The 23,594-nt window shown below is 55.9% G+C and carries 18 protein-coding genes and 1 tRNA gene; 4 read left to right on the top strand and 15 right to left on the bottom strand.

Annotation, left to right across the window (positions count from 1 at the left end):
• Positions 1 to 11: 11 nt before the first annotated feature.
• The 7 genes from odhB to ACAM27_RS10575 form a co-directional block, all read right to left on the bottom strand.
• Positions 12 to 1,235, bottom strand: a complete 1,224-nt coding sequence (gene odhB / locus ACAM27_RS10605) for a 2-oxoglutarate dehydrogenase complex dihydrolipoyllysine-residue succinyltransferase (protein ID WP_011784663.1) — start codon at positions 1,233 to 1,235, stop codon at positions 12 to 14.
• A gap of 25 nt (positions 1,236 to 1,260) precedes the next feature.
• The gene (locus ACAM27_RS10600; RefSeq protein WP_011784662.1) at positions 1,261 to 4,098 is read right to left on the bottom strand and encodes a 2-oxoglutarate dehydrogenase E1 component; all 2,838 of its coding nucleotides are present in this window, start codon (positions 4,096 to 4,098) and stop codon (positions 1,261 to 1,263) included.
• A 316-nt stretch (positions 4,099 to 4,414) separates the two neighbouring features.
• Positions 4,415 to 5,119, bottom strand: a complete 705-nt coding sequence (locus tag ACAM27_RS10595) for a succinate dehydrogenase iron-sulfur subunit (RefSeq protein ID WP_011784661.1) — start codon at positions 5,117 to 5,119, stop codon at positions 4,415 to 4,417.
• 15 nt (positions 5,120 to 5,134) lie between these two features.
• Positions 5,135 to 6,907, bottom strand: a complete 1,773-nt coding sequence (sdhA, locus tag ACAM27_RS10590) for a succinate dehydrogenase flavoprotein subunit (protein WP_011784660.1) — start codon at positions 6,905 to 6,907, stop codon at positions 5,135 to 5,137.
• A 3-nt stretch (positions 6,908 to 6,910) separates the two neighbouring features.
• Entirely contained in the window at positions 6,911 to 7,252 is a 342-nt protein-coding gene (gene sdhD / locus ACAM27_RS10585; protein WP_011784659.1) for a succinate dehydrogenase, hydrophobic membrane anchor protein, read from the bottom strand.
• The gene (gene sdhC, locus ACAM27_RS10580) at positions 7,249 to 7,626 is read right to left on the bottom strand and encodes a succinate dehydrogenase, cytochrome b556 subunit (RefSeq protein WP_011784658.1); all 378 of its coding nucleotides are present in this window, start codon (positions 7,624 to 7,626) and stop codon (positions 7,249 to 7,251) included. The genes sdhD and sdhC overlap by 4 nt, the downstream gene beginning before the upstream one ends.
• Positions 7,627 to 7,830: 204 nt before the next feature.
• Positions 7,831 to 8,055: a hypothetical protein gene (locus ACAM27_RS10575; protein ID WP_014421719.1), complete on the bottom strand. Its 225-nt coding sequence runs from the start codon at positions 8,053 to 8,055 to the stop codon at positions 7,831 to 7,833.
• A gap of 47 nt (positions 8,056 to 8,102) precedes the next feature.
• On the opposite strand from ACAM27_RS10575, the gene gltA reads away from it, so the two are divergent.
• Entirely contained in the window at positions 8,103 to 9,377 is a 1,275-nt protein-coding gene (gene gltA, locus ACAM27_RS10570) for a citrate synthase (RefSeq protein WP_011784657.1), read from the top strand.
• 80 nt (positions 9,378 to 9,457) lie between these two features.
• Here the strand turns inward: gltA and ACAM27_RS10565 are convergent, their stop codons facing one another.
• On the bottom strand, positions 9,458 to 10,663 hold the full coding sequence (locus tag ACAM27_RS10565) for a M48 family metalloprotease (protein ID WP_141067678.1): 1,206 nt from the start codon (positions 10,661 to 10,663) through the stop codon (positions 9,458 to 9,460).
• Positions 10,664 to 11,004: 341 nt separating this feature from the next.
• On the opposite strand from ACAM27_RS10565, the gene ACAM27_RS10560 reads away from it, so the two are divergent.
• Positions 11,005 to 11,880 (top strand): NAD(P)-dependent oxidoreductase, encoded by an 876-nt coding sequence (locus tag ACAM27_RS10560; RefSeq protein ID WP_011784656.1) that lies wholly within the window; start codon positions 11,005 to 11,007, stop codon positions 11,878 to 11,880.
• Between the two features lie 67 nt (positions 11,881 to 11,947).
• Here ACAM27_RS10560 and topA read toward each other — a convergent pair whose 3' ends face one another.
• The 3 genes from topA to fadB all read right to left on the bottom strand — a co-directional run bounded on the left by topA (position 11,948) and on the right by fadB (position 18,208).
• Entirely contained in the window at positions 11,948 to 14,587 is a 2,640-nt protein-coding gene (gene topA / locus ACAM27_RS10555) for a type I DNA topoisomerase (RefSeq protein WP_222197831.1), read from the bottom strand.
• Positions 14,588 to 14,852: 265 nt separating this feature from the next.
• Positions 14,853 to 16,028, bottom strand: coding sequence for an acetyl-CoA C-acyltransferase FadA (fadA, locus tag ACAM27_RS10550; protein WP_369611916.1), 1,176 nt, complete (start codon positions 16,026 to 16,028; stop codon positions 14,853 to 14,855).
• A 32-nt stretch (positions 16,029 to 16,060) separates the two neighbouring features.
• Positions 16,061 to 18,208, bottom strand: a complete 2,148-nt coding sequence (fadB, locus tag ACAM27_RS10545; RefSeq protein ID WP_014421724.1) for a fatty acid oxidation complex subunit alpha FadB — start codon at positions 18,206 to 18,208, stop codon at positions 16,061 to 16,063.
• Positions 18,209 to 18,523: 315 nt separating this feature from the next.
• On the opposite strand from fadB, the gene ACAM27_RS10540 reads away from it, so the two are divergent.
• Positions 18,524 to 19,342: a hypothetical protein gene (locus ACAM27_RS10540; RefSeq protein WP_222197832.1), complete on the top strand. Its 819-nt coding sequence runs from the start codon at positions 18,524 to 18,526 to the stop codon at positions 19,340 to 19,342.
• A gap of 142 nt (positions 19,343 to 19,484) precedes the next feature.
• Positions 19,485 to 19,916, top strand: coding sequence for a universal stress protein (locus tag ACAM27_RS10535; protein WP_011784651.1), 432 nt, complete (start codon positions 19,485 to 19,487; stop codon positions 19,914 to 19,916).
• A 25-nt stretch (positions 19,917 to 19,941) separates the two neighbouring features.
• Here the strand turns inward: ACAM27_RS10535 and ACAM27_RS10530 are convergent, their stop codons facing one another.
• The 4 genes from ACAM27_RS10530 to ACAM27_RS10515 form a co-directional block, all read right to left on the bottom strand.
• Positions 19,942 to 20,613 (bottom strand): DUF6901 family protein, encoded by a 672-nt coding sequence (locus ACAM27_RS10530; RefSeq protein WP_022992475.1) that lies wholly within the window; start codon positions 20,611 to 20,613, stop codon positions 19,942 to 19,944.
• Positions 20,610 to 22,547 (bottom strand): ATP-binding cassette domain-containing protein, encoded by a 1,938-nt coding sequence (locus ACAM27_RS10525; RefSeq protein WP_369611915.1) that lies wholly within the window; start codon positions 22,545 to 22,547, stop codon positions 20,610 to 20,612. The genes ACAM27_RS10530 and ACAM27_RS10525 overlap by 4 nt, the downstream gene beginning before the upstream one ends.
• A gap of 4 nt (positions 22,548 to 22,551) precedes the next feature.
• The gene (locus ACAM27_RS10520) at positions 22,552 to 23,349 is read right to left on the bottom strand and encodes an MOSC domain-containing protein (RefSeq protein ID WP_369611914.1); all 798 of its coding nucleotides are present in this window, start codon (positions 23,347 to 23,349) and stop codon (positions 22,552 to 22,554) included.
• 131 nt (positions 23,350 to 23,480) lie between these two features.
• A tRNA-Gly gene (locus tag ACAM27_RS10515) sits at positions 23,481 to 23,556 on the bottom strand.
• Positions 23,557 to 23,594 lie beyond the last annotated feature (38 nt).

The raw sequence follows: 23,594 nt of genomic DNA, 5'->3' as shown, positions 1-23,594 counted from the left end.
TGAGTGTCAGATTACACATCCAGCAGGATACGTGCCGGGTCTTCCAGCATTTCCTTGATGGCCACCAGGAACTGCACCGCTTCCTTGCCATCGATCATACGGTGATCGTATGACAGCGCCAGGTACATCATCGGCAGAATCTCAACCTTGCCATTTACCGCCATCGGGCGCTCCTGGATCTTGTGCATACCCAGAATGGCAGTCTGGGGCGGATTCAGGATCGGCGTGGAAATCAGAGACCCGAAAATACCACCGTTGGTGATGGTGAAGGTGCCACCGGTCATATCTTCAATGGCCAGTTTGCCTTCCTTCGCCTTGGTACCGTACTCGACGATCTTCTTCTCGATGTCGGCCAGACCCATAGCGTCGGTGTCACGCAGAACCGGTACCACCAGGCCACGGTCGGTGGATACCGCCACACCTACGTCCTGGTAACCGTGGTACACCATGTCGTTGCCATCAATGGAGGCGTTTACTGCCGGGAAGCGCTTCAAAGCTTCGGTAGCCGCTTTGGTGAAAAACGACATGAAGCCCAGCTTGATGCCGTGGCGCTTCACGAAGCTGTCCTGGTACTGCTTGCGCAGTTCCATGATCGGCGCCATGTTCACCTCGTTAAAGGTGGTCAGCATGGCTGCTGTCTGCTGGGCATCAACCAGACGCTTGGCGATGCTGGCACGCAGGCGGGTCATCGGAACCCGCTTCTCGGCGCGCTCGCCCTGGCCAACATTCACCTCAGGCATCGCTGCCGGCTTGGCGGCAGCCGCTCCACCGGAAGATTTGTTGCTGTCCACGTAGTTCTGAACGTCTTCCTTGGTAACACGGCCATCTTTACCGGTGCCCTTTACCGCGCTCGGGTCAACGTTGTTTTCTTCGGCCAGCTTGCGGGCAGCCGGGCTCAGAATGGCGTCGCCGGAAGCAGCTTCGGATTTCTCCTCGGCTTTCGGTGCTTCGGCTTTCGCTTCAGACTTGCTCTCGGCCGGCTTGGATTCACCTGCTGCGCCTTCCTTGAACTTGCCGATGACCTCACCGCTTTCCACGGTGTCGCCTTCGTTCTTGAGAACTTCTTCGATCACACCATCCGCCGGCGCAACCACTTCGAGCACAACCTTGTCGGTTTCGATATCGACAATCAGCTCGTCACGGGAACAGGCCTCACCCGGCTGCTTGTGCCAGGTCGCGACGGTGCCTTCGGCAACCGACTCAGGGAAAACGGGGGCTTTAATCTCTGTTGACATTACGGATCCTTAGTTCGGTAGCTCGTCAGATTTCAAACGCGTCGTTAACCAGTTTCTTCTGCTCTTCAATGTGAACAGACATGTGTCCACAGGCAGGAGCAGCAGAAGCCTCACGACCGGCATACTGGAGATATAGCTTGGGATTCAGGCGCTGCAGTGCGTTCCGCATGTGATGCTGACTGCAATACCAGGCTCCCTGGTTCATCGGCTCTTCCTGACACCAGACCACATGCTTGAGCTTGCTGTACTGGCTCAGCAGTTCGTCCAGGTCATCGCTCGGGAACGGGTACAATTGTTCGATACGAACAATCGCGACATCGTCCCGCTCATCCGCCTTCTTCTTCTCCAGAAGATCATAGTAGACCTTGCCACTGCAGAGGATCAGGCGAGTCACTTTTTTCGGATCGGACGGCTCTTTCTCCGGCAGAATTGTCTGGAATGTGCCGGATGTCAGGTCGTCCAGACCCGAAATGGCTTCCTTATGGCGCAGCAGGCTCTTGGGCGTAATGGCAACCAACGGCTTGCGCAACGGACGCTTCACCTGCCGACGCAACATGTGGAATACCTGAGACGGTGTAGTCGGCACACAGACCTGAATATTGTGTTCTGCACACAGCTGCAGGAAACGCTCCAGACGGGCGGAACTGTGCTCCGGCCCCTGCCCTTCATAACCGTGCGGCAGCAGCAGTGTCAGGCCACACAGTCGACCCCACTTATGCTCACCACTGGTCAGGAACTGATCAATCACCACCTGTGCACCGTTGGCGAAGTCACCAAACTGGGCTTCCCAGACAATCAGCGCGTTCGGCGTTGTGGTGGAATAACCGTATTCGAACGCCATCACCGCTTCTTCAGACAGCAGTGAGTCATAGATGTCGAACTTCGGCTGATCGTCTTTCAGATTCTGCAGGGAAATATGAGTAGACCCATCTTTCTGGTTATGCAGAACAGCATGACGGTGCGAGAAGGTGCCCCGGCCCACGTCCTGACCAGTCAGGCGGATCGGGTGGCCTTCGTTCAGCAAAGTGGCGTAGGCCATCATTTCGCCGTAGCCCCAGTTCAGGGACAGCGCGCCGGCCGTCATCTTCTCGCGATCATTAACAATCTTGGAAACCTGGCGCTGGATGCTGAACCCTTCCGGCACTTCAGTCAGCTTCTTGCCCAGTTTCTGGACGGTTTTCAGCGCAACGCTGGTCTTGCACTTCGCTGTCCACTCATGGCCCAGATACGGAGCCCAGTCCACGTAAAGCTCTTTGTTAGGCTCTTTAACCAGGGACTTGACTACGTGATCACCCTTGTCCAGGGCGTCCCGGTAATCAGTCTCCATCTGCTTGGCTTCATCTTCGGTGATCACACCGGCTTCAACCAGCTGATCCGCGTAGATCGCACGAGTGGTCTTCAGCTTGCGGATCTTGTCGTACATCAGCGGCTGGGTCGCTGCCGGCTCATCCGCCTCGTTGTGGCCACGACGACGGTAGCAAACCAGATCAATCACTACATCGCGCTTGAATTCGTTGCGGTAGTCCATCGCCATCTGGGTGGCGAACATCACCGCTTCAGGATCGTCGGCGTTCACATGCAGAATCGGCGCCTGAACCATCTTGGCAACGTCGGTGCAATACTCGGTGGAACGAGCATCTTCCTGTTTGCTGGTGGTGAAGCCAACCTGGTTGTTGATCACGATGTGGATGGTACCGCCAACACCAAAGCCCCGGGTCTGGGACATCTGGAAGGTTTCCATCACTACGCCCTGCCCGGCAAACGCAGCGTCGCCGTGCATCACAATGGGTACCACGGTACTGCCATCGGTATCGCCACGACGGTCCTGACGGGCGCGTACCGAGCCTTCCACTACCGGGGATACGATTTCCAGGTGAGACGGGTTGAAGGCCATGGCCAGGTGAACCTCGCCACCTGGCGTCATCACGTTTGAGGAGAAGCCCTGGTGGTATTTCACGTCGCCGGAGCCGGAATCCGCGAGCTTCTTGCCCTCGAATTCATCAAACAGTTCTTTCGGATTTTTGCCCAGGGTGTTGACCAGCACGTTCAGTCGACCACGGTGGGCCATGCCCAGCACGATCTCTTTGGCACCATAGGAGCCCGCACGCTGAATCAGCTCGTCCAGGCAGGGGATCAGACTTTCACCGCCCTCGAGACCAAAACGCTTGACGCCCGGATAACGGGAACCCAGGTATTTTTCCAGCCCTTCAGCAGCCGTCAGGCGCTCAAGGATATGCTTGCGGGTTTCGGTCTCGTATTCCGGACGGGAACGAACAGGCTCCATACGTTGCTGGAACCAACGCTTGATGCGCGTGTCTACCACATGCATGTATTCAGCGCCGATGCTCTCGCAGTAAGTCTGGCGCAGGCCCTGAACAATATCGCCGAGTTTCATGCTCTCGGAACCAAAGTTCAGAGAGCCGGTCTGGAACTCCAGATCAAGATCGGATTCGCCCAATTCGTGGAATCGCGGGTCCAGATCTTCTACCTGAGGACGTTGCCAGACACCCAGAGGATCAAGCTTTGCTTCCTGGTGACCGCGGAAACGAAAAGCGTTGATCAGCTGCAGAACACGGATCTGCTTTTTATCAGCGTCGGACGTAGCACTGGCAGGCACGCCATTGGTCGCCAGAAAACGCTGATTGCGGGAGATGTGCTCAAACTGCTCGCGGATGGTGGAGTGAACGATGTCGCGGCCCTGATAGCCATCGACGCTCGGGAGTTTGTCGAAGTAACTCCGCCACTCTTCTGGAACTGCGTTGGGGTCTGTCAGGTAGGTTTCAAAAAGCTGTTCAACATAGGCAAGATTGCCACCCTGCAGGTGGGAAGTCTGCCATAACTGCTCCATGATGCTTTCGTGCATTTTGAATAGCTCACCTTGGGCTGGTGCGGGGGAGCCAGTATGGTCGGCCAGGGGTAATTCTCAGTCAATACGGGTTATTACGGCATGACTTTGGCCACCACACCCGGCAAGGATGTTTTCCGTCCCCAGTGATTTTTATACTCAGCAATACTGTCCGGTGACTGGATAAGCGCACCGAAACAGCGTGCATAAGTTTGCACCCCGGTAAGACTTTTGACTATAAGCCTTTGGTTGAAGGCCCCGCATATAGCGAGGCCTTCAGGGGTACTAACTGGTGTCAGAACACCAGTATAGCTGGTGCTACGAATTTTGCCGGTCAGGTGGCTCTTTGCAGCAACAGGTTCCGGATATGGCCAATTGCCTTTGTGGGGTTCAGGCCCTTCGGACACACACTGACACAGTTCATGATGCCACGGCAGCGGAACACGCTGAACGGATCGTCCAGGTTCGCCAAACGCTCTGCCTGGGCGGTATCACGGCTGTCGGCCAGGAAGCGATAAGCTTGCAACAGACCAGACGGACCGATGAACTTGTCCGGATTCCACCAGAAAGACGGGCAAGCGGTAGAGCAGCAGGCACAGAGAATACACTCGTACAGGCCGTCCAGCTTCTCACGATCTTCCGGAGACTGCAGACGCTCGATGGCTGGCGCAGGGTTGTCATTCACAAGGTACGGCATCACTTTTTCGTACTGCTTGTAGAACAGACCCATATCAACCACCAGATCACGAATGACCGGAAGACCAGGCAGCGGGCGCAAAACCAGCTTGTTGTTCTTGACCACATCGGAAACCGGTGTGATGCAAGCCAGGCCGTTCTTGCCATTCATGTTCATACCATCTGAGCCGCAAACGCCCTCACGACAGGAACGGCGAAATGCGACAGTCGGGTCCTTTTCCTTGGCCAGCGCCAAAACATCCAGAACCATCAGATCTTTGCCTTCCGGCAACTCAATCTCAACGTCCTGCATGTAAGGGGCGTTGTCAGTTTCCGGGTTATAACGGTACAGACTTACCAACATTTTCAGGATACCCCCTTAGTAGGTCCGGATCTTCGGCTCGAAGGTCGGAACCGTTTTCGGTGCAAAGTTCACGTCACGCTTGCCAACGCGCTTGTCCAGCGGGAAGTACATGGAGTGCTTCAGCCAGTTCTCGTCGTCACGCTCGGTGAAATCGTTACGGGCATGGGCACCGCGACTTTCTTTACGCTCAATCGCAGACTTGGCGGTCGCATAGGCAACTTCGTACAGGTTGTCCAGTTCCAGCGCTTCGATACGGGCGGTGTTGAATGCCTTGCTGGTATCAGTCAGCTTGGTCTTGCGAACCCGCTCACCGATTTCTTCCAGCAGCTTCAGCCCCTTCTCCATGCTTTCGCCGTCACGGAACACGCCGAAGTAGAGCTGCATGCAGTTCTGCAGGTCTTTACGAACCTGAGCCACATCCTCACCCTCACTTGCACTGTCCAGACGCTCCAGACGAGCCATGGCACGCTTGATGTCTTCGTCGCTTGCGCCGTCGACCTCGAAACCACCACGCAGCTGCTCCTCAATGTGCAGACCAGCCGCACGACCAAAGACCACCAGATCCAGCAGAGAGTTGCCACCCAGACGGTTGGCACCGTGTACAGACACACAAGCGGCTTCACCGCAGGCAAACAGGCCCGGAATCGGCTTGTCATTGCCGTTTTCATCCTGAGTCAACGCCTGACCACCAACGTTGGTCGGAATGCCGCCCATCATGTAGTGACAGGTCGGAACCACAGGCACGGGCTCTTTGACCGGATCAACGTGAGCAAAGGTACGGGACAGCTCACAGATACCCGGCAGACGCAGGTTCAGGGTTTCTTCGCCCAGGTGATCCAGCTTCAGCAGTACGTGATCCTTGTCGGGACCACAGCCGCGGCCTTCCAGAATTTCCAGAACCATGGAGCGGGCAACAACGTCACGACCAGCGAGATCTTTGGCGTTCGGAGCATAACGCTCCATGAAACGCTCACCTTCGGAGTTGATCAGGTAACCACCCTCACCCCGGCAACCCTCAGTTACCAGCACACCGGCACCGTGGATACCGGTCGGGTGGAACTGCCACATTTCCATGTCCTGAACCGGGAAGCCGGCACGCAGGGCCATACCGATACCGTCACCGGTGTTGATCAGGGCATTGGTGGTTGACGCATAGATACGACCGGCGCCACCGGTTGCCAGAACGGTCGCCTTGGCCTTGATGTAGCAGACTTCACCGGTCTCAATTTCGATACCGACAACACCGACCACTTCGTCTTTACTGTTCTTGACCAGGTCCACGGCGTACCACTCGTTCAGGAACGAAGTGCCGCCTTTGAGGTTAGCCTGGTATAGCGTGTGCAGCAGAGCATGACCGGTACGGTCGGCTGCGGCACAGGTACGGGCAGCCTGACCGCCCTTACCGTAGTCCTTGGACTGACCACCGAACGGACGCTGATAGATACGACCCTGCTCGGTACGGGAGAACGGGAGGCCCATGTGCTCGAGTTCGAACACTGCCTGCGGACCGACGGAGCACATATACTCAATCGCGTCCTGGTCACCGATGTAGTCAGAACCTTTCACAGTGTCGTACATGTGCCAGCGCCAATCGTCGTTGGGATCAGCGCTTGCGATCGCACAGGTAATACCGCCCTGGGCGGATACCGTGTGCGAACGGGTCGGAAATACTTTCGTGATACACGCGGTATCGAGACCGGATTCGGTCAGCTGGAGGGCGGCTCGCATACCGGCACCGCCACCACCGATAACAATCGCGTCGAACGACATGGTCTTGATGTTAGCCATCGATTAAAGCCCCCAAAGAATCTGAATGCCCCACACGACATATACAAACATTACGAGCACACAGGCTGCCTGAAGCAGAAAACGCGGCATCGCGGATTTGATGTAGTCGGTAGAAACTGTCCACAAGCCAACCCACGCGTGCCCGGCAATGGACAGCAGCGCAAGCAGACTGAAGATCTTGAACCATCCCTGAGCAAACAATGCAGACCACGCCTGGTAGTCAACATCGGTGGTCACAAAGAAGCCAAGCAGGAACAGCGTGTACAGAGCTAATACGTAGGCTGTTACGCGCTGGATGATCCAGTCCTGAATACCGTTACGACCAATATTCGTTACACTGTTCATGCCCATACCCAGACTCCTGCCAGAACGATGAGAACAACGGAAACCGCAATCGTGGCTTTCGCGGCGAGGCGCCCGCTTTCAAGCTCTTCGCCAATACCAGCGTCCATCAACAGGTGTTTGATACCTGCAACCAGGTGGTACAGCAGAGCAGACAGGATGCCCCAGATGATCAGCTTCGCCAGGAAGCTGTCCAGCAGCTCATTCACCCGGTTAAAGCCATCTTCTCCGGAAAGGGAGAGATCCAAGCCGTACATCAGGAAGGCAACACCTACGAAGATGATGATGCCGCTGATGCGATGCAGGATCGAAGTAATGGCTGGCAGCGGGAAATGAAACTTGCCGAGATCGAGATTTACTGGTCGTTTGCTATTCACAGCGCTCTCACACTCTCTCTTGGTTCCGCGGGACCGCAAAACGGTGGCGGATGGTTGGTATGTTGGGACCGGAGAATCGGTACGATACCGATAACCGATTGGTTCAGGAGGGCGGATGACTACCCGGTAGCTTGCTATACTCAAGCCCATAAGCCGGTGCATCCCCGATTCCGGGCTACGGATTATAAGGAGACACCCCGGTAATTACAAACTTGCAATCGCCCTCCAGGCCTTGCAGCTTGCAGCCTCCACCCATCTATAAGGCTTATTGACAAAACCAATTTCCGCCCCAGGGGCCCGATATTCCGGATATCCCTCATTTACAAACGGGAAGAAATTTGCCGTTTTCTCCGCCAGTGCATTGACAAAAAAAGCTGACGCCCTATATTTTGCCGCCAGTTTTGCGATAATACGCGCTTTCTGGCGCATCTACACATGCAGAAAAGCTGTTATAGCTAATCAGACAGGAGAGCACCATGACCGACAGGAAAGCCACGCTCTCGGTGGGAGATAAGTCCATTGAGCTACCGGTTTATTCCGGCACCGTCGGCCCTGACGTTATTGACGTACGCGGCCTGGTACAGGAAGGCGTTTTCACTTACGACCCCGGATTTGTATCCACCGCAGCCTGCGAATCGGCCATCACATACATCGATGGCGCCAACGGTGTGTTGCTGCACCGCGGCTACCCCATTGACCAGCTGGCCGAGCACTCCGACTTCCTGGAAGTCTGCTACCTGCTGTTGAACGGCGAACTGCCCAGCGAAGAAGAAAACAAGCGGTTCCACGACACCATCAAAAACCACACCATGCTGCACGACCAAATGCGCAACTTCTTCAACGGCTTCCGCCGTGACGCGCATCCAATGGCCATCATGTGTGGCGTTGTGGGCGCGCTGTCTGCGTTCTATCACGACCAGATGGACGTTTCCGATCCCAAGCAACGTGAAATCACCGGCCATCGCCTGATCGCGAAAATGCCGACCATTGCGGCATGGTGCTACAAGTATTCCATGGGACAGCCTTTCATGTATCCACGGAACGACCTGTCCTACGCAGAGAACTTCCTGCACATGATGTTTGGCACTCCGTGCGAAGAGTACAAGCCAAATCCTGTTCTGGCCAACGCCATGGACAAGATCTTCATTCTGCACGCTGACCACGAACAGAACGCGTCCACCTCCACCGTTCGCCTTGCAGGCTCTACCGGCGCCAACCCATACGCCTGTATTGCGTCCGGCATTGCCGCACTCTGGGGCCCGGCTCACGGCGGCGCGAACGAAGCGGTACTGGACATGCTGGCCGAGATCGGCGACGAGTCCAACATCGAGAAGTTCATTGCCAAGGCAAAAGACAAGGACGATCCGTTCCGCCTGATGGGCTTCGGCCACCGGGTTTACAAGAACTTCGATCCACGCGCCAAGGTCATGGCCCAGACTGCCCACGAAGTATTGAGCGAACTCGGCCTGGAAAACGATCCGCTGCTGAAAATTGCCCAGCGCCTGGAAAAGATCGCCCTGGAAGACGAGTACTTCGTTCAGCGCCAGCTGTATCCGAACGTCGACTTCTACTCCGGCATCATCCTGAAGGCCATCGGTATTCCGACCTCCATGTTTACCGTTATCTTCGCCATGTCCCGTACCATCGGCTGGTTCTCCCACTGGAACGAAATGGTCAGCGGTGCCAACCGTATCGGCCGCCCGCGCCAGCTGTACACCGGCTCGCCGAAGCGGGACTACCCGAAGAAGTAAGCACACCACTTGCCTTCAACCAGAAAAAAGCCGCTGACTTCAGCGGCTTTTTTTCATTTCCCGGTCAGTCTTTCACCATGCTAACGACAGTCCGCCGGCAGTAGTTTTTCAACAGCGTTCTGACCATAGCAACTCCAGAATAACCCGTTATCGGTGACCTCCGGTTCCAGAACGATGTATTCCGACTCTCCGGTTTCATCAACCCCCATCTCAATGCCGATCACACCACCGTCATAGACATCGATAGTATAGTCTTCACCAGAGCCCCCGAAGGTACCGCCATAACCAAGCTCCGCCATCGAACCGGGCCAGGCCTGGTGTTCACTGACATAGGCATCGACAGAATCCGTAACCCCCAAGCCTTCCAGGTAAGCATCCTGATAACGACTTCTCTCTACGTATTCCTGATACTGAGGAATCGCAACAGCGGCCAGTATGCCGACAATGGCCACCATCACGAGCAAGGACGCAGCCCCTCCCCCAACCCCGAGCCTCGGGACGAACAGAGCGAAAAACCAGGCTAACTTGCTCCGCCCCGGGTGAGATACTTCACGCCCTTCCGACAGGGCAATGGCCGCTGCCATTCGCTTGGTGAGCCAGGGGTAGTCTCCCGTTATTTCGTTGAAGGACATCCAGAAGCCGTTGGTCACAGCCACTTGCCCTACAAATGCGTCCACGTTGATGGTTTGCCAGCGGGTATCGCCAGCAGCGATTGCTGCCAGCGCTGCCTTGATGTCCTCCGGTGACTGACAGCAGGCTACACCGTAGCGATCACACGTGTATTCTTCGGCACGCCGCAACGCCGGCCCGATGACAGGCAGCCAGGCAGCGGGTGCCAGCACCGGCCCCCAGGAAAGATGGCGCCGGTGGATATGACCCAACTCATGACCGATGTAGAAATCAATAGCGTCCGGGCGCTCTTCCAACGCATCAACAACATCAGTGAACAGCACAACAAAATGCCGTCCAAGAAACTTGGTCGCAAGTGCATTGAAAAAGTCCGTCCGCAGGAGGTAGGCTTCCGGCACCTCCTTTACCCCAACCTTTTCGCAACAACGAATAAGCCGGTCATAGAGATCCGGATATTGCTCGCGACTGATTCGCACCCCAGACCCCTTCAGGTGTGAGATGAAAGCCGAATGGGCAAAGAGAAAGAACACGTACCCCACCAACAGATACAGCAATACAATACCGAGCGTGCCCAGTATCAGAGCCAGCCAGATGGCCACAGCAAGCACCGCCGTCACCAGCAGCAACGGTTTTTCATGTTTGTATACCAGATTCATTTACTTCCCTCACGAATAAACTACAGGCGGCATCACTGCCTCCCCCATTCGCTGAACAACAAGGATAAGAAGCACCGGGAGACCCAAAAACTGGTTTCTCACGGCCTGTAAGCATCCATGCGGCTAGCCTGCTAAGTATAAGAAGGCCTGGAAGCGCCTGCTATCGTATGCGCCTGAAATAGGCAGATAGTTTACCGGTCTGTGATTGGCGTCATGCCTGCATTGAGCATTCTGTGAGCCCAGACCAATGGATACCCCGCGAACGGTCGAAAAGGGTTTCAATCCTTTCGGCTCGATTTCATAATCAAAGCACACTGACACTCACCGACTGGAGTAAATCAATGACAACTACGGTAGCGTTTATTGGCCTGGGCGTAATGGGTTATCCCATGGCGGGGCATTTGGCAAACGCAGGACTTTCTGTCCGTGTCTGGAACCGGTCTGGCGAGAAGGCAACACAATGGGCGTCAGAACATTCAGGCGCCGCCTGTGATTCGATCGCGCTCGCCGTCAGAGACGCAGATTTTGTCATAACCTGTGTTGGCGCTGACAAAGATCTGATCGAAGTATTTGAAGGCGACGAGGGAATCATCGCAAACGCTCCAGAGGGCGCCATCCTGATTGACCACACGACGGCATCTGCGGGGATTGCCGAACGCCTGGCCGAGTCCGCTGGCGCCCGCAAACAGGCTTTTATCGATGCGCCGGTTTCGGGTGGTCAGCAAGGCGCCCAGAATGGCGCACTCACCATCATGTGTGGCGGCGCCGAGCAGGCGTTCGAAAAAGCCAGGCCGGTCATGGCGCACTACGCTCGTGCGCTCAACCTGATGGGCCCGGCGGGCAGCGGGCAGAAAACCAAGATGGTGAACCAGATTGCCATTGCCGGGTTGGTTCAGGGGCTTTCAGAGGCGCTGCACTTTGCCGAACAGGCAGAGCTGGATGTACGCAAAGTGGTGGATGTCATTTCCAAAGGCGCGGCGCAGTCCTGGCAGATGGAAAACCGTTCAGGAACCATGATTGACGGTGAGTTCGATCACGGGTTTGCGGTTGATTGGATGCGGAAGGATCTGGGGATCTGCCTGGAGGAGGCAAGAAAAGTGAATGCGTCGCTGCCGGTTACCGCACTGGTAGACCAGTTCTACGCAGACGTGCAATCCATGGGCGGGCGGCGCTGGGACACATCGTCTCTCATACAGAGACTACGCAAGTTCCGTTAACGCGCCAGCGTATACGAGAATAACACACCCTCGCCTTCTCAAAGGCGGGGGTGCGCCCCCATCTGGCCTACTTTTTCTTGTCTCGCGGTACCCAGCGACCATTTTCATACCACGCTGACCACCCCGTCGCCTTGCCGTCTTTCTCCGACATGACGTACTGCTCTTTTGATTTTCGGCTGTAACGGATCACCGTCGGATTGCCTTCGGGGTCCTTTTCCGGGGCATCCATCAGATAATCGTATTTCGGGTCGATTTCCTTTCGGTGCGGTTTGATCTCCATCACCAGTGGCGGCCGGGTTTCCCGATTTTTCGGGAATTTACTGGCCGCCAGAAACAGGCCGGAAGCGCCATCACGCAGTACGTAGGTATCGTCCACCTTATCGCACTTGAGCTCTGGCATCGGCACCGGGTCCATCTTGGGGGGTGCCGGCTCACCATTTTTCAGCAACTTACGGGTGTTCTTGCATTCGCTGTTGGTACAACCGAAGTACTTGCCGAATCGGCCGGTCTTGAGCTGCATCTCGGAGCCACATTTGTCACACTCCAGCGTCGGCCCATCATAACCTTTAATACGGAACGTACCCTCTTCAACCTCGTATCCTGAGCAGTCCGGATTGTTACCACACACGTGTAGCTTGCGCTTCTCGTCGATCAGGTAGCTGTCCATGGCCGTTCCGCATTTCGGACAGCGGCGCTTTTTCCGGAGCAGTCGGGTTTCGCCTTCCCCTTCCACGTCGTCGTCAGCGCTCACCACTTCGTCACCAGACACCAGGTTAATGGTGGTCTTACAGCGCTCCTTGGGTGGCAGCGAATAGCCGGAGCAGCCCAGGAACACCCCGGTACTGGCCACCCGGATCTGCATATTCCGGCCACAGCTCGGGCACGGTATATCGGTTTCCGTGGGAGTATTCGCGCGCATACCGCCATCCGTCTTTTCAGCGCTTTCCAGCTGATTACGGAATTTGGCGTAGAAGTCATTCAGCACTTTTTTCCACTGAACCTCGCCCTCGGCGATCTCGTCCAGCTCATCTTCGAGGCGCGCGGTGAAATCGTAATCCATCAGATTCGGGAAGGATTCCGCCAGTCGCTCGGTGACGATTTCGCCCATCTTCTCCGCGTAGAAGCGGCGATTCTGAAGCTTTACGTAGCCCCGATCCTGAATAGTAGAAATGATGGACGCATAAGTGGACGGCCGGCCGATCCCCTGCTTTTCGAGCTCTTTGACCAGGCTGGCTTCGGTGTACCGGGGCGCCGGCTTGGTAAAATGCTGGGTCGGATCCAGTTTCTTGAGATCCAGGGGCTGATCCACCTTGATATCCGGCAATGCCACGTCTTCATCTTTCTTGGAGGACTGCGGCGCAGCCTTCAGGAAGCCGTCAAACTTGACGATTCGACCCCGGGTGCGCAGCTCGTAGTCGCCGTTGGCCACCACAATAGAGGTACTCAGGAATTCGGCATCTGCCATCTGACAGGCAATAAACTGGCGCCAGATCAGGTCGTAGAGCTTCTCTGCGTCTTTTTCCAGGCCGGTAATATCCGTTGGCCTGCGAGCAACATCGGTCGGGCGAATCGCTTCGTGAGCTTCCTGGGCGCCCTCCTTGCTGCCATAGACCCGCGGCTTCTCAGGCAGATAACGTTCGCCAAACTGCTTCTGGACGAAGTCACGACAGCTGGATACGGCATCCTGGCTCAGATTGGTGGAATCCGTACGCATGTAGGTAATGAAACCGGCCTCGTACAATCGCTGGGCCAGCATCATGGTTTTCTTGACGCTGAAACCCATGCGGTTACTGGCCGCCTGCTGCAGCGTGGAGGTAATAAAGGGTGCAGACGGACGGGATCGGGTCGGCTTGTCTTCGCGCTTGGCCACCTTGAAGCCGCCAGCCTTGAGCCGCTCAACGTGCTCCTTGCTCTGAACTTCGTTGACAGGGCGGTAGGGCTTGTCGTTATAGCGGGTTACTTCGAACCGGACCGGGTCTTTGGTGCCTTCTGCAGCCAGGTCTGCATGCAATTGCCAGAACTCTTCCGGCACAAACTTACGGATCTCCCGCTCCCGTTCCACAATCAGTCGTACGGCGACGGATTGCACACGGCCCGCAGACAGACCGCGGGCAATCTTTGCCCACAACAGCGGCGAGACCATATAACCCACAACGCGGTCCAGGAACCGTCGGGCCTGCTGAGCGTTAACCCGGTTGTTATCGAGGTTGCCCGGATCCTTGAAAGCTTCCTGAATCGCCCGTTTGGTAATCTCGTTGAACACCACACGACGGTATTTGTCCGGCTCGCCGCCAATGGTCTCCTGAAGATGCCAGGCAATCGCCTCCCCTTCTCTATCCAAATCCGTTGCCAGATAGATGTGGTCGGCAGACTTGGCCAAACGCTTGAGCTCGCTGACCACCTTTTCCTTGCCAGGCAGAATCTCGTAACGGGCGCTCCAGTCATGGTCGGGATCAACACCCATGCGGGCTACCAGTTGCTCCCGGGCCTTACGCTTCTTGTGCTCGGCCTTCTCGTCCGGGCTCATCTTGCGCGTGGCCGCCGCCTGTTTCGCCCGTTCTTTTGGGTCTGACTGGCTGCCGCTGCCACTTACGGGCAGGTCACGGATGTGGCCAACACTGGACTTCACGATAAAATCCGAGCCCAGGTACTTGTTGATGGTCTTCGCTTTCGCTGGCGACTCGACAATAACGAGACTTTTACCCATATCGGAGATCTGTATCCTTGGCGATCAATCGGTCAATATCTGAACAGAACCGTAAACTCGCATAAAAATCAGGCAACTGGAAAACACAAAGGCTGCCATTCTGTATAGGCTCACTGTTTTACAGGGTCAAGATTGGCAAGACAACCCATTCTTTGATTTCAATCAGCCTTTTTTCCGGGTTCCGTCGCATTTTGCGCGTCCGGAAACAGGAAGGCCCGGCATATGCCGGGCCTCCTGACTGAGCTCACTAATCAGATACTCCTGATCAGATACGCTCCCACACAGTGGCAATGCCCTGACCAAGACCGATACACATGGTGGATACACCAAGCTTACCGCCTTTGGCCTGCATGATATTCAGCAGTGTGGTAGAGATACGGGCACCGGAGCAGCCCAGCGGATGGCCAAGAGCAATCGCGCCGCCGTTCAGGTTCACCTTCTCTTCCATGACGCCCAGCAGTTTCAGGTCTTTCAGAACCGGCAGGGACTGGCCAGCAAAGGCCTCGTTCAGTTCCCAGAAGTCGATATCTTCAACTTTCAGGCCTGCACGCTTCAGGGCCTTCTTGGTGGCCGGTACCGGGCCGTAACCCATGATCGCGGGATCGCAACCAGCCACGGCCATGCTGCGGATCTTGGCAATCGGGGTCAGACCCAGAGCTTCTGCCCGCTCGGCGGACATCAGCACCATGGCAGACGCACCATCGGTCAACTGGGAAGAGGTACCGGCAGTCACCGTACCATTTTTCGGATCGAACGCCGGGCGCAGCTGGCCAAGGGACTCAGCTGTGGTTTCCGGACGAATGGTCTCGTCTTCTTCGATCACCTTCACAAAGCCGTTCTCGTCGTGACCTTCAATCGGAACGATTTCGTTCTTGAAACGACCTTCCTGAGTGGCTTCATGGGCGAGGCGATGGGAGCGGGCGCCGAACTCGTCCTGCTGCTCACGGGTGATACCGTGCATCTTGGCTAGCATTTCCGCGGTCAGGCCCATCATGTTGGACGCCTTGGCGGAGTACTTGGAAGCAGCCGGGTTGTGGTCGAAACCTTCGGTCATGGGTACGTGGCCCATGTGCTCAACACCACCGACCAGGAACACATCACCGTTACCAGTCTGGATAGCCTGCGCCGCGGTGTGGATAGCGCTCATGGCGGAACCACACAGACGGTTTACGGTCTGGGCAGCAGACTCGTGCGGGATACGGGTCAGCAGGGAAATCTGCCGCGCCACGTTAAAGCCCTGCTCCTTGGTCTGGTTTACACAGCCCCAGATCACATCTTCTACTTCTTTCGGGTCGAGCTTCGGGTTGCGCTCAAACAGTGCTTCAATCAGCGCAGCCGACAAAGTCTCGGCACGTACGTTGCGGAAACAGCCGTTTTTGGCACGACCCATCGGAGTCCGCACGCAATCGACGACGACAACGTCTCTCGGATTAAGGCTCATAGATCTTTCTCCGTTCGGAAATCTCGTTAGGGTTAGCCAAAGAACTTCTTGCCAGTCTTGGCCATTTCACGCAGCTTCTCGGTCGGCGCGTACAGCGGGCCAAGATCTGCGTACTTGTCTGCCAGTTCGACGAACTTGTCGACGCCCATGTCGTCGATGTAGCGCAATGCACCACCACGGAACGGAGGGAAGCCGATACCGTAGATCAGGCCCATGTCTGCATCGGCCGGGTCTTCAACAATGTTGTCTTCCAGGCAGCGAACGGTTTCCAGGCACAGAGGAATCATCATGCGGGCGATGATTTCTTCTTCATCGAAGTCTTTGCTGCCGTCAACCACAGGCTCGATCAGCTTGTAGGTTTCTTCGTCGACAACCTTCTTCGGCTTGCCCTTCTTGTCTTCTTCGTATTTGTAGAAGCCCTTGTCGTTCTTCTGGCCGTAACGGTTGTTCTCGAACATCACGTCAATGGCAGACTTGAAGTCGGCCTTCATGCGCTCGGGGAAACCGTCAGCCATAACTTCGTTGGCGTGCTTGGCGGTATCCATGCCGACAACGTCCAGCAGGTAAGCCGGGCCCATGGGCCAGCCGAACTTTTCCATCACCTTGTCGATCTTCTGGAAATCGGCGCCGTCACGTACCAGCGCGGCAAAGCCACCGAAGTACGGGAACAGAACACGGTTAACCAGGAAGCCCGGGCAGTCGTTGACGACAATCGGGGTCTTGCCCATCGCTTTGGCGTAGGCAACCGTAGTCGCGATAGCCCGGTCACTGGTCTTCTCGCCACGGATAACCTCAACCAGCGGCATCATGTGCACCGGGTTGAAGAAGTGCATGCCACAGAAGTTCTCCGGACGCTTCAGGTTTTTGGCCAGAAGGTTGATGGAGATAGTGGAGGTGTTGGAGGTCAGAATGGTGTCTTCGCGAACTGCATCTTCAGTTTCACGCAGAACAGCATCTTTGACCTTCGGATTCTCAACAACCGCTTCAACCACCAGGTCGACGTTCTTGAAGTCGCCGTAGTTGAGGGTCGGAGTGATCGCGTTCAGCACGTCGCCCATCTGGCCGGCGTCCATCTTGCCTTTGGCAACACGCTTGGACAGCAGCTTCTTGGCTTCATTCAGACCCAGCTTGATGCCGTCCTGATTGATGTCCTTCATAATGATCGGTGTGCCCTTCAGTGCAGACTGGAACGCAACACCGCCACCCATGATTCCGGCACCCAGTACGGCGGCCAGATTCACATCAGAAGCTTCTTTTTCCCAGGCACTGGCTTTCTTCTTCAGGGCCTGGTCGTTCAGGAACAGACCAACCAGACACGCGGCAACGTTGGTCTTGGCCATCTTGGCAAAGCCTTTGGCCTCTACCTCAATCGCCTTGTCGCGGGTCATGCCGGCATGCTTCTGCATGGTCTTGATCGCTTCCACCGGCGCCGGGTAGTTCTTGCCAGCCTTGCCGGCCACGAACGCCTTGGAAATCTCGAATGCCATCATGCTTTCCATGGCATTGAGCTTGATTTTGCCTTTCTTTTCTTCACGGCGAGCCATGTGGTCCAGCTTGCCTTCATTGCACTGCTTGATGATCGCAACGGCAGCTTCAACCAACTTGTCAGCGCCAACAACAGCGTCAACAGCACCGGTTTTCAGAGCGGCATCAGCGCGGTTTTCAGTACCACCAGCAATCCACTCAACCGCATTGTCGACACCAACCAGGCGGGACAGGCGAACCGTACCGCCAAAGCCCGGGAAGATACCCAGCTTCACTTCCGGCAGACCTACCTTGGCCTTGGGAGCCATGACACGATAGTCGGTCGCCAGACACATTTCGAAACCACCGCCCAGAGCGATACCGTTGATAGCGGTAACCGTCGGGAACGGCAGGTCTTCAATGGCGTTGAATACTTCGTTGGCCCTGAGGTTGTTGGCCACGAGGTCTTCCTCGGAACCAGCAAACAGCTCGGTAAACTCGGTGATATCGGCACCGACAATGAAGCTGTCCTTGGAGCTGGTTACTACCAGGCCTTTCAGGTTCTTCTGGGATTTGAGTGCTTCAGCTGCGGCGCCCAGTTCTTCGATGGTGAGACGGTTGAACTTGTTGACTGACTCGCCTTGCAAGTCGAAGTCCAACTGAGCGATCCCGCCTTCGATCTCTTTAACCGTGATGGCTTTACCTTCGTAAATCATCAACTGATCTCCAGTCTGTGTTTGGAACTGCTGACAACCGGCGGGCGTTGGCCACCGTGCCGGCTGTTTGTGCAGCGAGATTTCGGTCACTGCCCGATCTTCCGATCCAAAAATTCATACAGTCGTTTGAATCGTGAGGGCACACGATGAAAAAAAAAGACGCGTTTGTCAATTTGTTTCTGAATGAAACCTGCAGAAAAAAGGGAGCTGACTCTGTAAGCGCCGGAAACTACTTGATTAGCCGGCAGACTTACTTTAACTTCGGGTTACGACTTTAGTCCACAATAATAAAACTGCATTACGGAGACTCATCCGATGAAAGACGCCCGCCTGCGGATCCAGTCGTTGATTGCCGCGCTCATTCTACTCGCCCTGACGGCTTTGAGCGCAAAGGCCCAGGAAACCGGGGCAGAGTTTCTGTCTGACCTCCACGATTTCCGGGTCAATAACTACCTTGCTCTCGATGCCTTTTACAGCTTCAGTGCGATCGGCGATACCGACACACTGAACCGGATCGTTGTCGGAATCAATAACTCCAACGACGCCATGAATTCCGTAGTGGCGAGCACCAGCGGCGTTCTTTCTGAACAGCAGATTGAGGAACTGAACCAGGCCTTCGACCAGTTCAAGAATCTGATGCGCGGCAACATCAATGAGGTACGCGACCGGGGCTATCCGGATCTTCGCCTGATGGCCGACCTGGCAAACCAGGCCCTGAGTATGAATAACCTGGCTACCGAGCTCTATTCGGTAGCACAGGAAAGCAGCGGAATTAAGGCGGATACCCGTATTGAGTCGGCTCGTTCAGCCGCTGTAGTCATGGCCCAGATGATGGCCCGTTATGCCGCCAGAACGCACTCGTCCGTCGCCCAGACCTTCCAGGGCGCCTCCAGCGAAGTTCCGCTCGACGAGCAGGCCAAGACATTCGATCAACTCCTTTCCTCACTCAGGGCCGGCTCAACAAACGGCGAACTCAAGACTGCCCTGGACGATGTCGCTTCCAAATGGCAATTCATCCGCAGCTCGTACATCAACTACAACGAGAACAACGTGGGCTTTGTGATTGATCGCTACTCGAAAGGCATCATTGAAGGCCTGACCAACGCTATTGACCTGCTACGCGCCAGCGCCTGACGCTCTTCCGGGGTGAGCGGCCAGCTCACCCCAGCCAAATCCCTCCCCCGGTTGATACCGGTCAGCATGACAAAACACTTTCCCCGGTATACTCTCGGTACTATTCTGAACATATTCCCCAAGTACGAAGGAGCGCTAAGTTATGTCCACCTATAAGAAAATGCTGGTTGCCATTGATCTGACTGAAGAGGCACCACAGGTTCTGAACAAAGCCAAGGCGATGTGCGATGCCCAGGGAGCCGAGTTGCTGCTGGTTCACGTTGTTGAGCCGGTTGGCTACGCCTATGGTGGCGATATTCCTATGGATCTGTCTGAACTGCAGGATCAGTTGGACAAAGCCGCTCGTGAACAGCTGGGCAAGTATGGGGATGAATATGGTATTGCGGCGGCCAACCAGGTGGTAACCGTCGGCCGGCCAGAATCGGAAATCCACCGGCTGGCCAAGGAGCACAACGTTGACCTGGTGATCGTGGGAAGCCATGGCCGTAAAGGCTTCCAGTTACTGCTTGGCTCAACTGCCAACGGCGTTCTTCACGGCACGGAGTGCGATGTACTGGCCATTCGTATTCATTGATACTCGTGATGGGAGGGGGAAGGCTCTAGCCCTCCCCCTTCATCCTGGCCTGAAGCTTCCTGAGCTGGCTTTCCAGAGAAACGCTGACACTGGAGGCCATTGAGAAAAAGTTGAGCAGTGCCTTCAGATTACTGTCGCCCTTGCAAACAGCATGTATCCGCTGCCAGAGCGCCTGATTCACCAGCTGTAATCGCTGATTACGCTCCACCAGACCTTTCAGTTCCCAGTCCGCTTCCTGCTGATTCCGCTTTGCGAAAAGCTGTTGAAGCAGATAATACCCCACACTGCGCATCACAAATTCATCACTGTTGGCAAACGGCAGGTGGTGGAGCGCCATCGGCTTGAGCTCCGAAAGCACAGGGCAGCCACTGGTAGCCATCTTGAGCCCCAGCAGAGAACGCAACGCCTCTTCCAGCGTCGTCTGCTTGAAATAGGAGCGGCGCTCATCCGTCACGGTTACATCCACTTTCTGATACGCGTCTTCCGCCTGAAACGCCTCTACGACCGGCAGAATCTCGGTTGCCGCCGGGCAATACGGGGTCTCGCCAGGCTTCAGCGGGCAGTTCGAACACTGACAGTGTTCGAGACGAACCCAGGCCGGCAGTGACTGACCCTGCGGCGGCGAGGAGGACTCCCCAGTTACCTTGAACTCGATATCACGGCCATCCTGAAATTTGAAATTGTAATTTATGTTCATTGGTTCGCCTGTTCTTCCAGCTCCAACCACCGTTCAATCACCGACTCCAGGCGAGACTCCGTTTCCGCCAGCTGTTCCAGAGTGGCCGATACATCTTCCGGTGGGCCTGAATAAAAATCCGGTGCAGAAATTTTATCCTGAAGCTCAGCTACCTGCTGCTCCAGTTGTTCGATTTTGCCGGGCAATTGTTCCAGCTCAAGTTTAAGCTTGTAGCTCAGTTTGACGGGCTTTGATTTTGCCGACTGCCCCACAGTACCGCCATCCTGACCTGGCTTTTTAGCGGAACTGTCGGGTTTATCACGCTTATCCTGTTTGTCCAGTCGGCTTCCCGATGTTTCAGAGGGAAAACGACCGCCTTGCCGACGCCAATCGGTGTATCCACCCACGTATTCCATCACCGCCCCGGAACCGTCCAGGAAGATGGTATCGGTCACCACGTTATCGAGAAATTCCCGATCGTGACTGATAACAATCACGGTACCCTTGAACTCTGAAAGCTGTTCTTCCAGCAATTCCAGGGTTTCGACGTCAAGATCGTTGGTAGGTTCGTCCAGTACCAGAATATTGGCTGGCTTACTGAACAATTTGGCCAGCAACAGTCTCGCCCGCTCACCACCGGAGAACACACGCACAGGAGAGCGTGCCCGTTCCGGGGTAAACAGAAATTCCTGCAAATAACCCAAAACATGCTTGCTCTGACCATTGATATCGATGAATTCCCGGCCCTCAGCCAGGTTATCCAACGCATTTCTCTGGAGATCCAGCTCTCCCCGAAGCTGGTCAAAGTAGGCGACCTGAAGATTCGTTCCCAGCCGAATACTTCCCTCAGTGGGTGTCAGCTCACCTAACAACAGGCGCACGAGGGTCGTCTTGCCCGTTCCGTTCTCACCAACCAGTCCGATCTTGTCGCCCCGGAGAATGGTGAGATCCATATTGCGAACCACTGGCTCGCCATCGACATAAGAGAATCCGGCATTGCTCGCTTCCGCAACCAGCTTGCCCGAAATATCCGCCTGCTCTACGGCAAAACTGGCGGTGCCACCCCTCACCCGGCGTTGCCTGTGCTCTTCCCGCATCGCTTTGAGCGCTCTCACCCGCCCCATATTCCGGGTGCGGCGAGCCTTGATACCCTGGCGGATCCAGGCCTCTTCCTGTTTCAGGCGCTTGTCGAAAAGCGCGTTCTGGCGCTCCTCTTCCTCCAGCGCTTTTTCCTTAAGCTCCAGATATCTGTCATAACTGGCCGCAAAACTCACCAGCTGCCCCCGGTCCAGCTCCACGACGCGAGTGGCCATTCGCCGGATAAAGGCACGGTCATGACTGACAAACAACATGGCCCCCCGGAACTGCGATAACGCCTCTTCCAGCCAGGCAATGGCGGGCACATCCAGATGGTTGGTTGGCTCATCCAGCAACAGAATATCCGGGTCTGCCACCAACGCCCTGGCCAGAAGCACTCGCCGCTGCCACCCCCCGGAAAGCGTATTCAGTACCCGATCCGGATCCACTCCATACTGCCCCAGAATCGTGGTTACCTTCTGGTCAAGCCGCCAACCATCCAGAGATTCCAGCCGTTCCTGAACCTTCATCAAACGCTCAAGACTGGATTCGTCCGCCCTTTGAGACAGCCGGTGGAATTCCGCCAACAGGTCACCGGTTTCCGGAAATGCGGAAGCCACCACATCATAGGCCGTACGAGTGTCGTCCGATGGCAAACTCTGAGGCAACACCGACAGCACTGAGCCATCTTCCAGGCGCACCACACCGCCGTCCGGCGTCACTTCCCCGCTGACGATCTTCAGCAGCGTGGATTTCCCCTCACCGTTTCGCCCCAACAGACACACCCGTTCACCGGGCTCGATGGTCAGGCTGGCCTCATCCAGCAATGGATGCATGCCATAGGCGAGCGAAATCCTGTCTAGAGTTAACAGTGGCACTGTATCAATTCTCCTGATTCAAAACGGTTACCTCATCGCCCACAGATATCTCGCCGGGCTTCTGGTGCACGGCATTTTGCCCAAAAATAACGCCGTCCCGGGTCTTTCGATAGCTGGCCAGAGTCTTGAGGGGCTGAGTGGCGGAATCTTTCTCGCCAGTATCCGGGTTGACCGTGGTCATCACACAACGGGAGCAGGGTTTGACAAGATCCAGCCGGCTTTCACCAACGCTGACGCTCCACCAGGAGTCTTCCGCCCAGGCCCCCACCCCCTCAACCACAATGTTCGGCCTGAAGCGACGCATATCAACCGGGGATTCGAGACGGGAATTGAGCTCATCCAGAGACGACTGGTTAACCACCAGCAACGGGAAGCCATCGGCAAAACCCACTCGGCGTTCAGCACTGACACGATCAGGATCCACCCTCCGGAAACAGCTATCAGGCATATAAACCAGCCTGAGCGTTTCTCCGCAATAGCGGCTCAAAGCCTCACCAGCGCGGCCGGCTCCGGCAGTGGCAGCCACCTGATCACGCCAGACCGTCACTTCCACAGCGTCAGAGCCCACCTCGAGAGGGAAAATCCCCTCGCCAGGCACATCAATAACGACCACTCCCTCTTGCAGAGCCGTTGAAACATTGGCGAGCTGAGGCAGCCGACGCTGAGTGACGAAGCGGTTATCCCCATCAACAATCATCCAGCGGCGATCACCTTGCGGGCCGAAATCATCCAAGCTGAAGCGGGACACTTCGATTCCAGCCAACGACTTGACCGGGTAGATATAGAGGGATTTCACCTTCATGGCTTCGCCTTCCTCAGTTGCCGGATTATTCAGGAAATGGCTGCCGAGTATAACTGACGAGACAGAGGTAGTGAGTGATTTTGCGAGGCTATAAACGAAGAAACCCGGCCTGAGGCCGGGTTTCCGAATTCTGGAGCGGGAAACGAGATTCGAACTCGCGACCCCAACCTTGGCAAGGTTGTGCTCTACCAACTGAGCTATTCCCGCTGATTGCTATCGGGCGTTGCCTGACAACGGATGCGTAT

Source organism: Marinobacter sp. RI1 (assembly GCF_041155085.1).
Taxonomy (GTDB): Bacteria; Pseudomonadota; Gammaproteobacteria; order Pseudomonadales; family Oleiphilaceae; genus Marinobacter; species Marinobacter nauticus.
Note: the sequence above shows the minus strand (reverse complement) of the source record. Positions and strands in the feature narration are given on the sequence as shown.

Excerpts from the sequence above, each read along its gene's own strand:
- fadB (WP_014421724.1), bottom strand. The coding sequence starts at position 18,208 with ATGATTTACGAAGGTAAAGCCATCACGGTTAAAGAGATCGAAGGCGGG.
- ACAM27_RS10575 (WP_014421719.1), bottom strand. The coding sequence starts at position 8,055 with ATGCGCCAGAAAGCGCGTATTATCGCAAAACTGGCGGCAAAATATAGG.
- sdhD (WP_011784659.1), bottom strand. The coding sequence starts at position 7,252 with ATGAACAGTGTAACGAATATTGGTCGTAACGGTATTCAGGACTGGATC.
- ACAM27_RS10535 (WP_011784651.1), top strand. The coding sequence starts at position 19,485 with ATGTCCACCTATAAGAAAATGCTGGTTGCCATTGATCTGACTGAAGAG.
- gltA (WP_011784657.1), top strand. The coding sequence starts at position 8,103 with ATGACCGACAGGAAAGCCACGCTCTCGGTGGGAGATAAGTCCATTGAG.
- ACAM27_RS10565 (WP_141067678.1), bottom strand. The coding sequence starts at position 10,663 with ATGAATCTGGTATACAAACATGAAAAACCGTTGCTGCTGGTGACGGCG.
- ACAM27_RS10560 (WP_011784656.1), top strand. The coding sequence starts at position 11,005 with ATGACAACTACGGTAGCGTTTATTGGCCTGGGCGTAATGGGTTATCCC.
- ACAM27_RS10600 (WP_011784662.1), bottom strand. The coding sequence starts at position 4,098 with ATGCACGAAAGCATCATGGAGCAGTTATGGCAGACTTCCCACCTGCAG.
- sdhA (WP_011784660.1), bottom strand. The coding sequence starts at position 6,907 with ATGGCTAACATCAAGACCATGTCGTTCGACGCGATTGTTATCGGTGGT.
- ACAM27_RS10595 (WP_011784661.1), bottom strand. The coding sequence starts at position 5,119 with ATGTTGGTAAGTCTGTACCGTTATAACCCGGAAACTGACAACGCCCCT.
- fadA (WP_369611916.1), bottom strand. The coding sequence starts at position 16,028 with ATGAGCCTTAATCCGAGAGACGTTGTCGTCGTCGATTGCGTGCGGACT.
- ACAM27_RS10520 (WP_369611914.1), bottom strand. The coding sequence starts at position 23,349 with ATGAAGGTGAAATCCCTCTATATCTACCCGGTCAAGTCGTTGGCTGGA.
- ACAM27_RS10540 (WP_222197832.1), top strand. The coding sequence starts at position 18,524 with ATGAAAGACGCCCGCCTGCGGATCCAGTCGTTGATTGCCGCGCTCATT.
- odhB (WP_011784663.1), bottom strand. The coding sequence starts at position 1,235 with ATGTCAACAGAGATTAAAGCCCCCGTTTTCCCTGAGTCGGTTGCCGAA.
- topA (WP_222197831.1), bottom strand. The coding sequence starts at position 14,587 with ATGGGTAAAAGTCTCGTTATTGTCGAGTCGCCAGCGAAAGCGAAGACC.
- ACAM27_RS10530 (WP_022992475.1), bottom strand. The coding sequence starts at position 20,613 with ATGAACATAAATTACAATTTCAAATTTCAGGATGGCCGTGATATCGAG.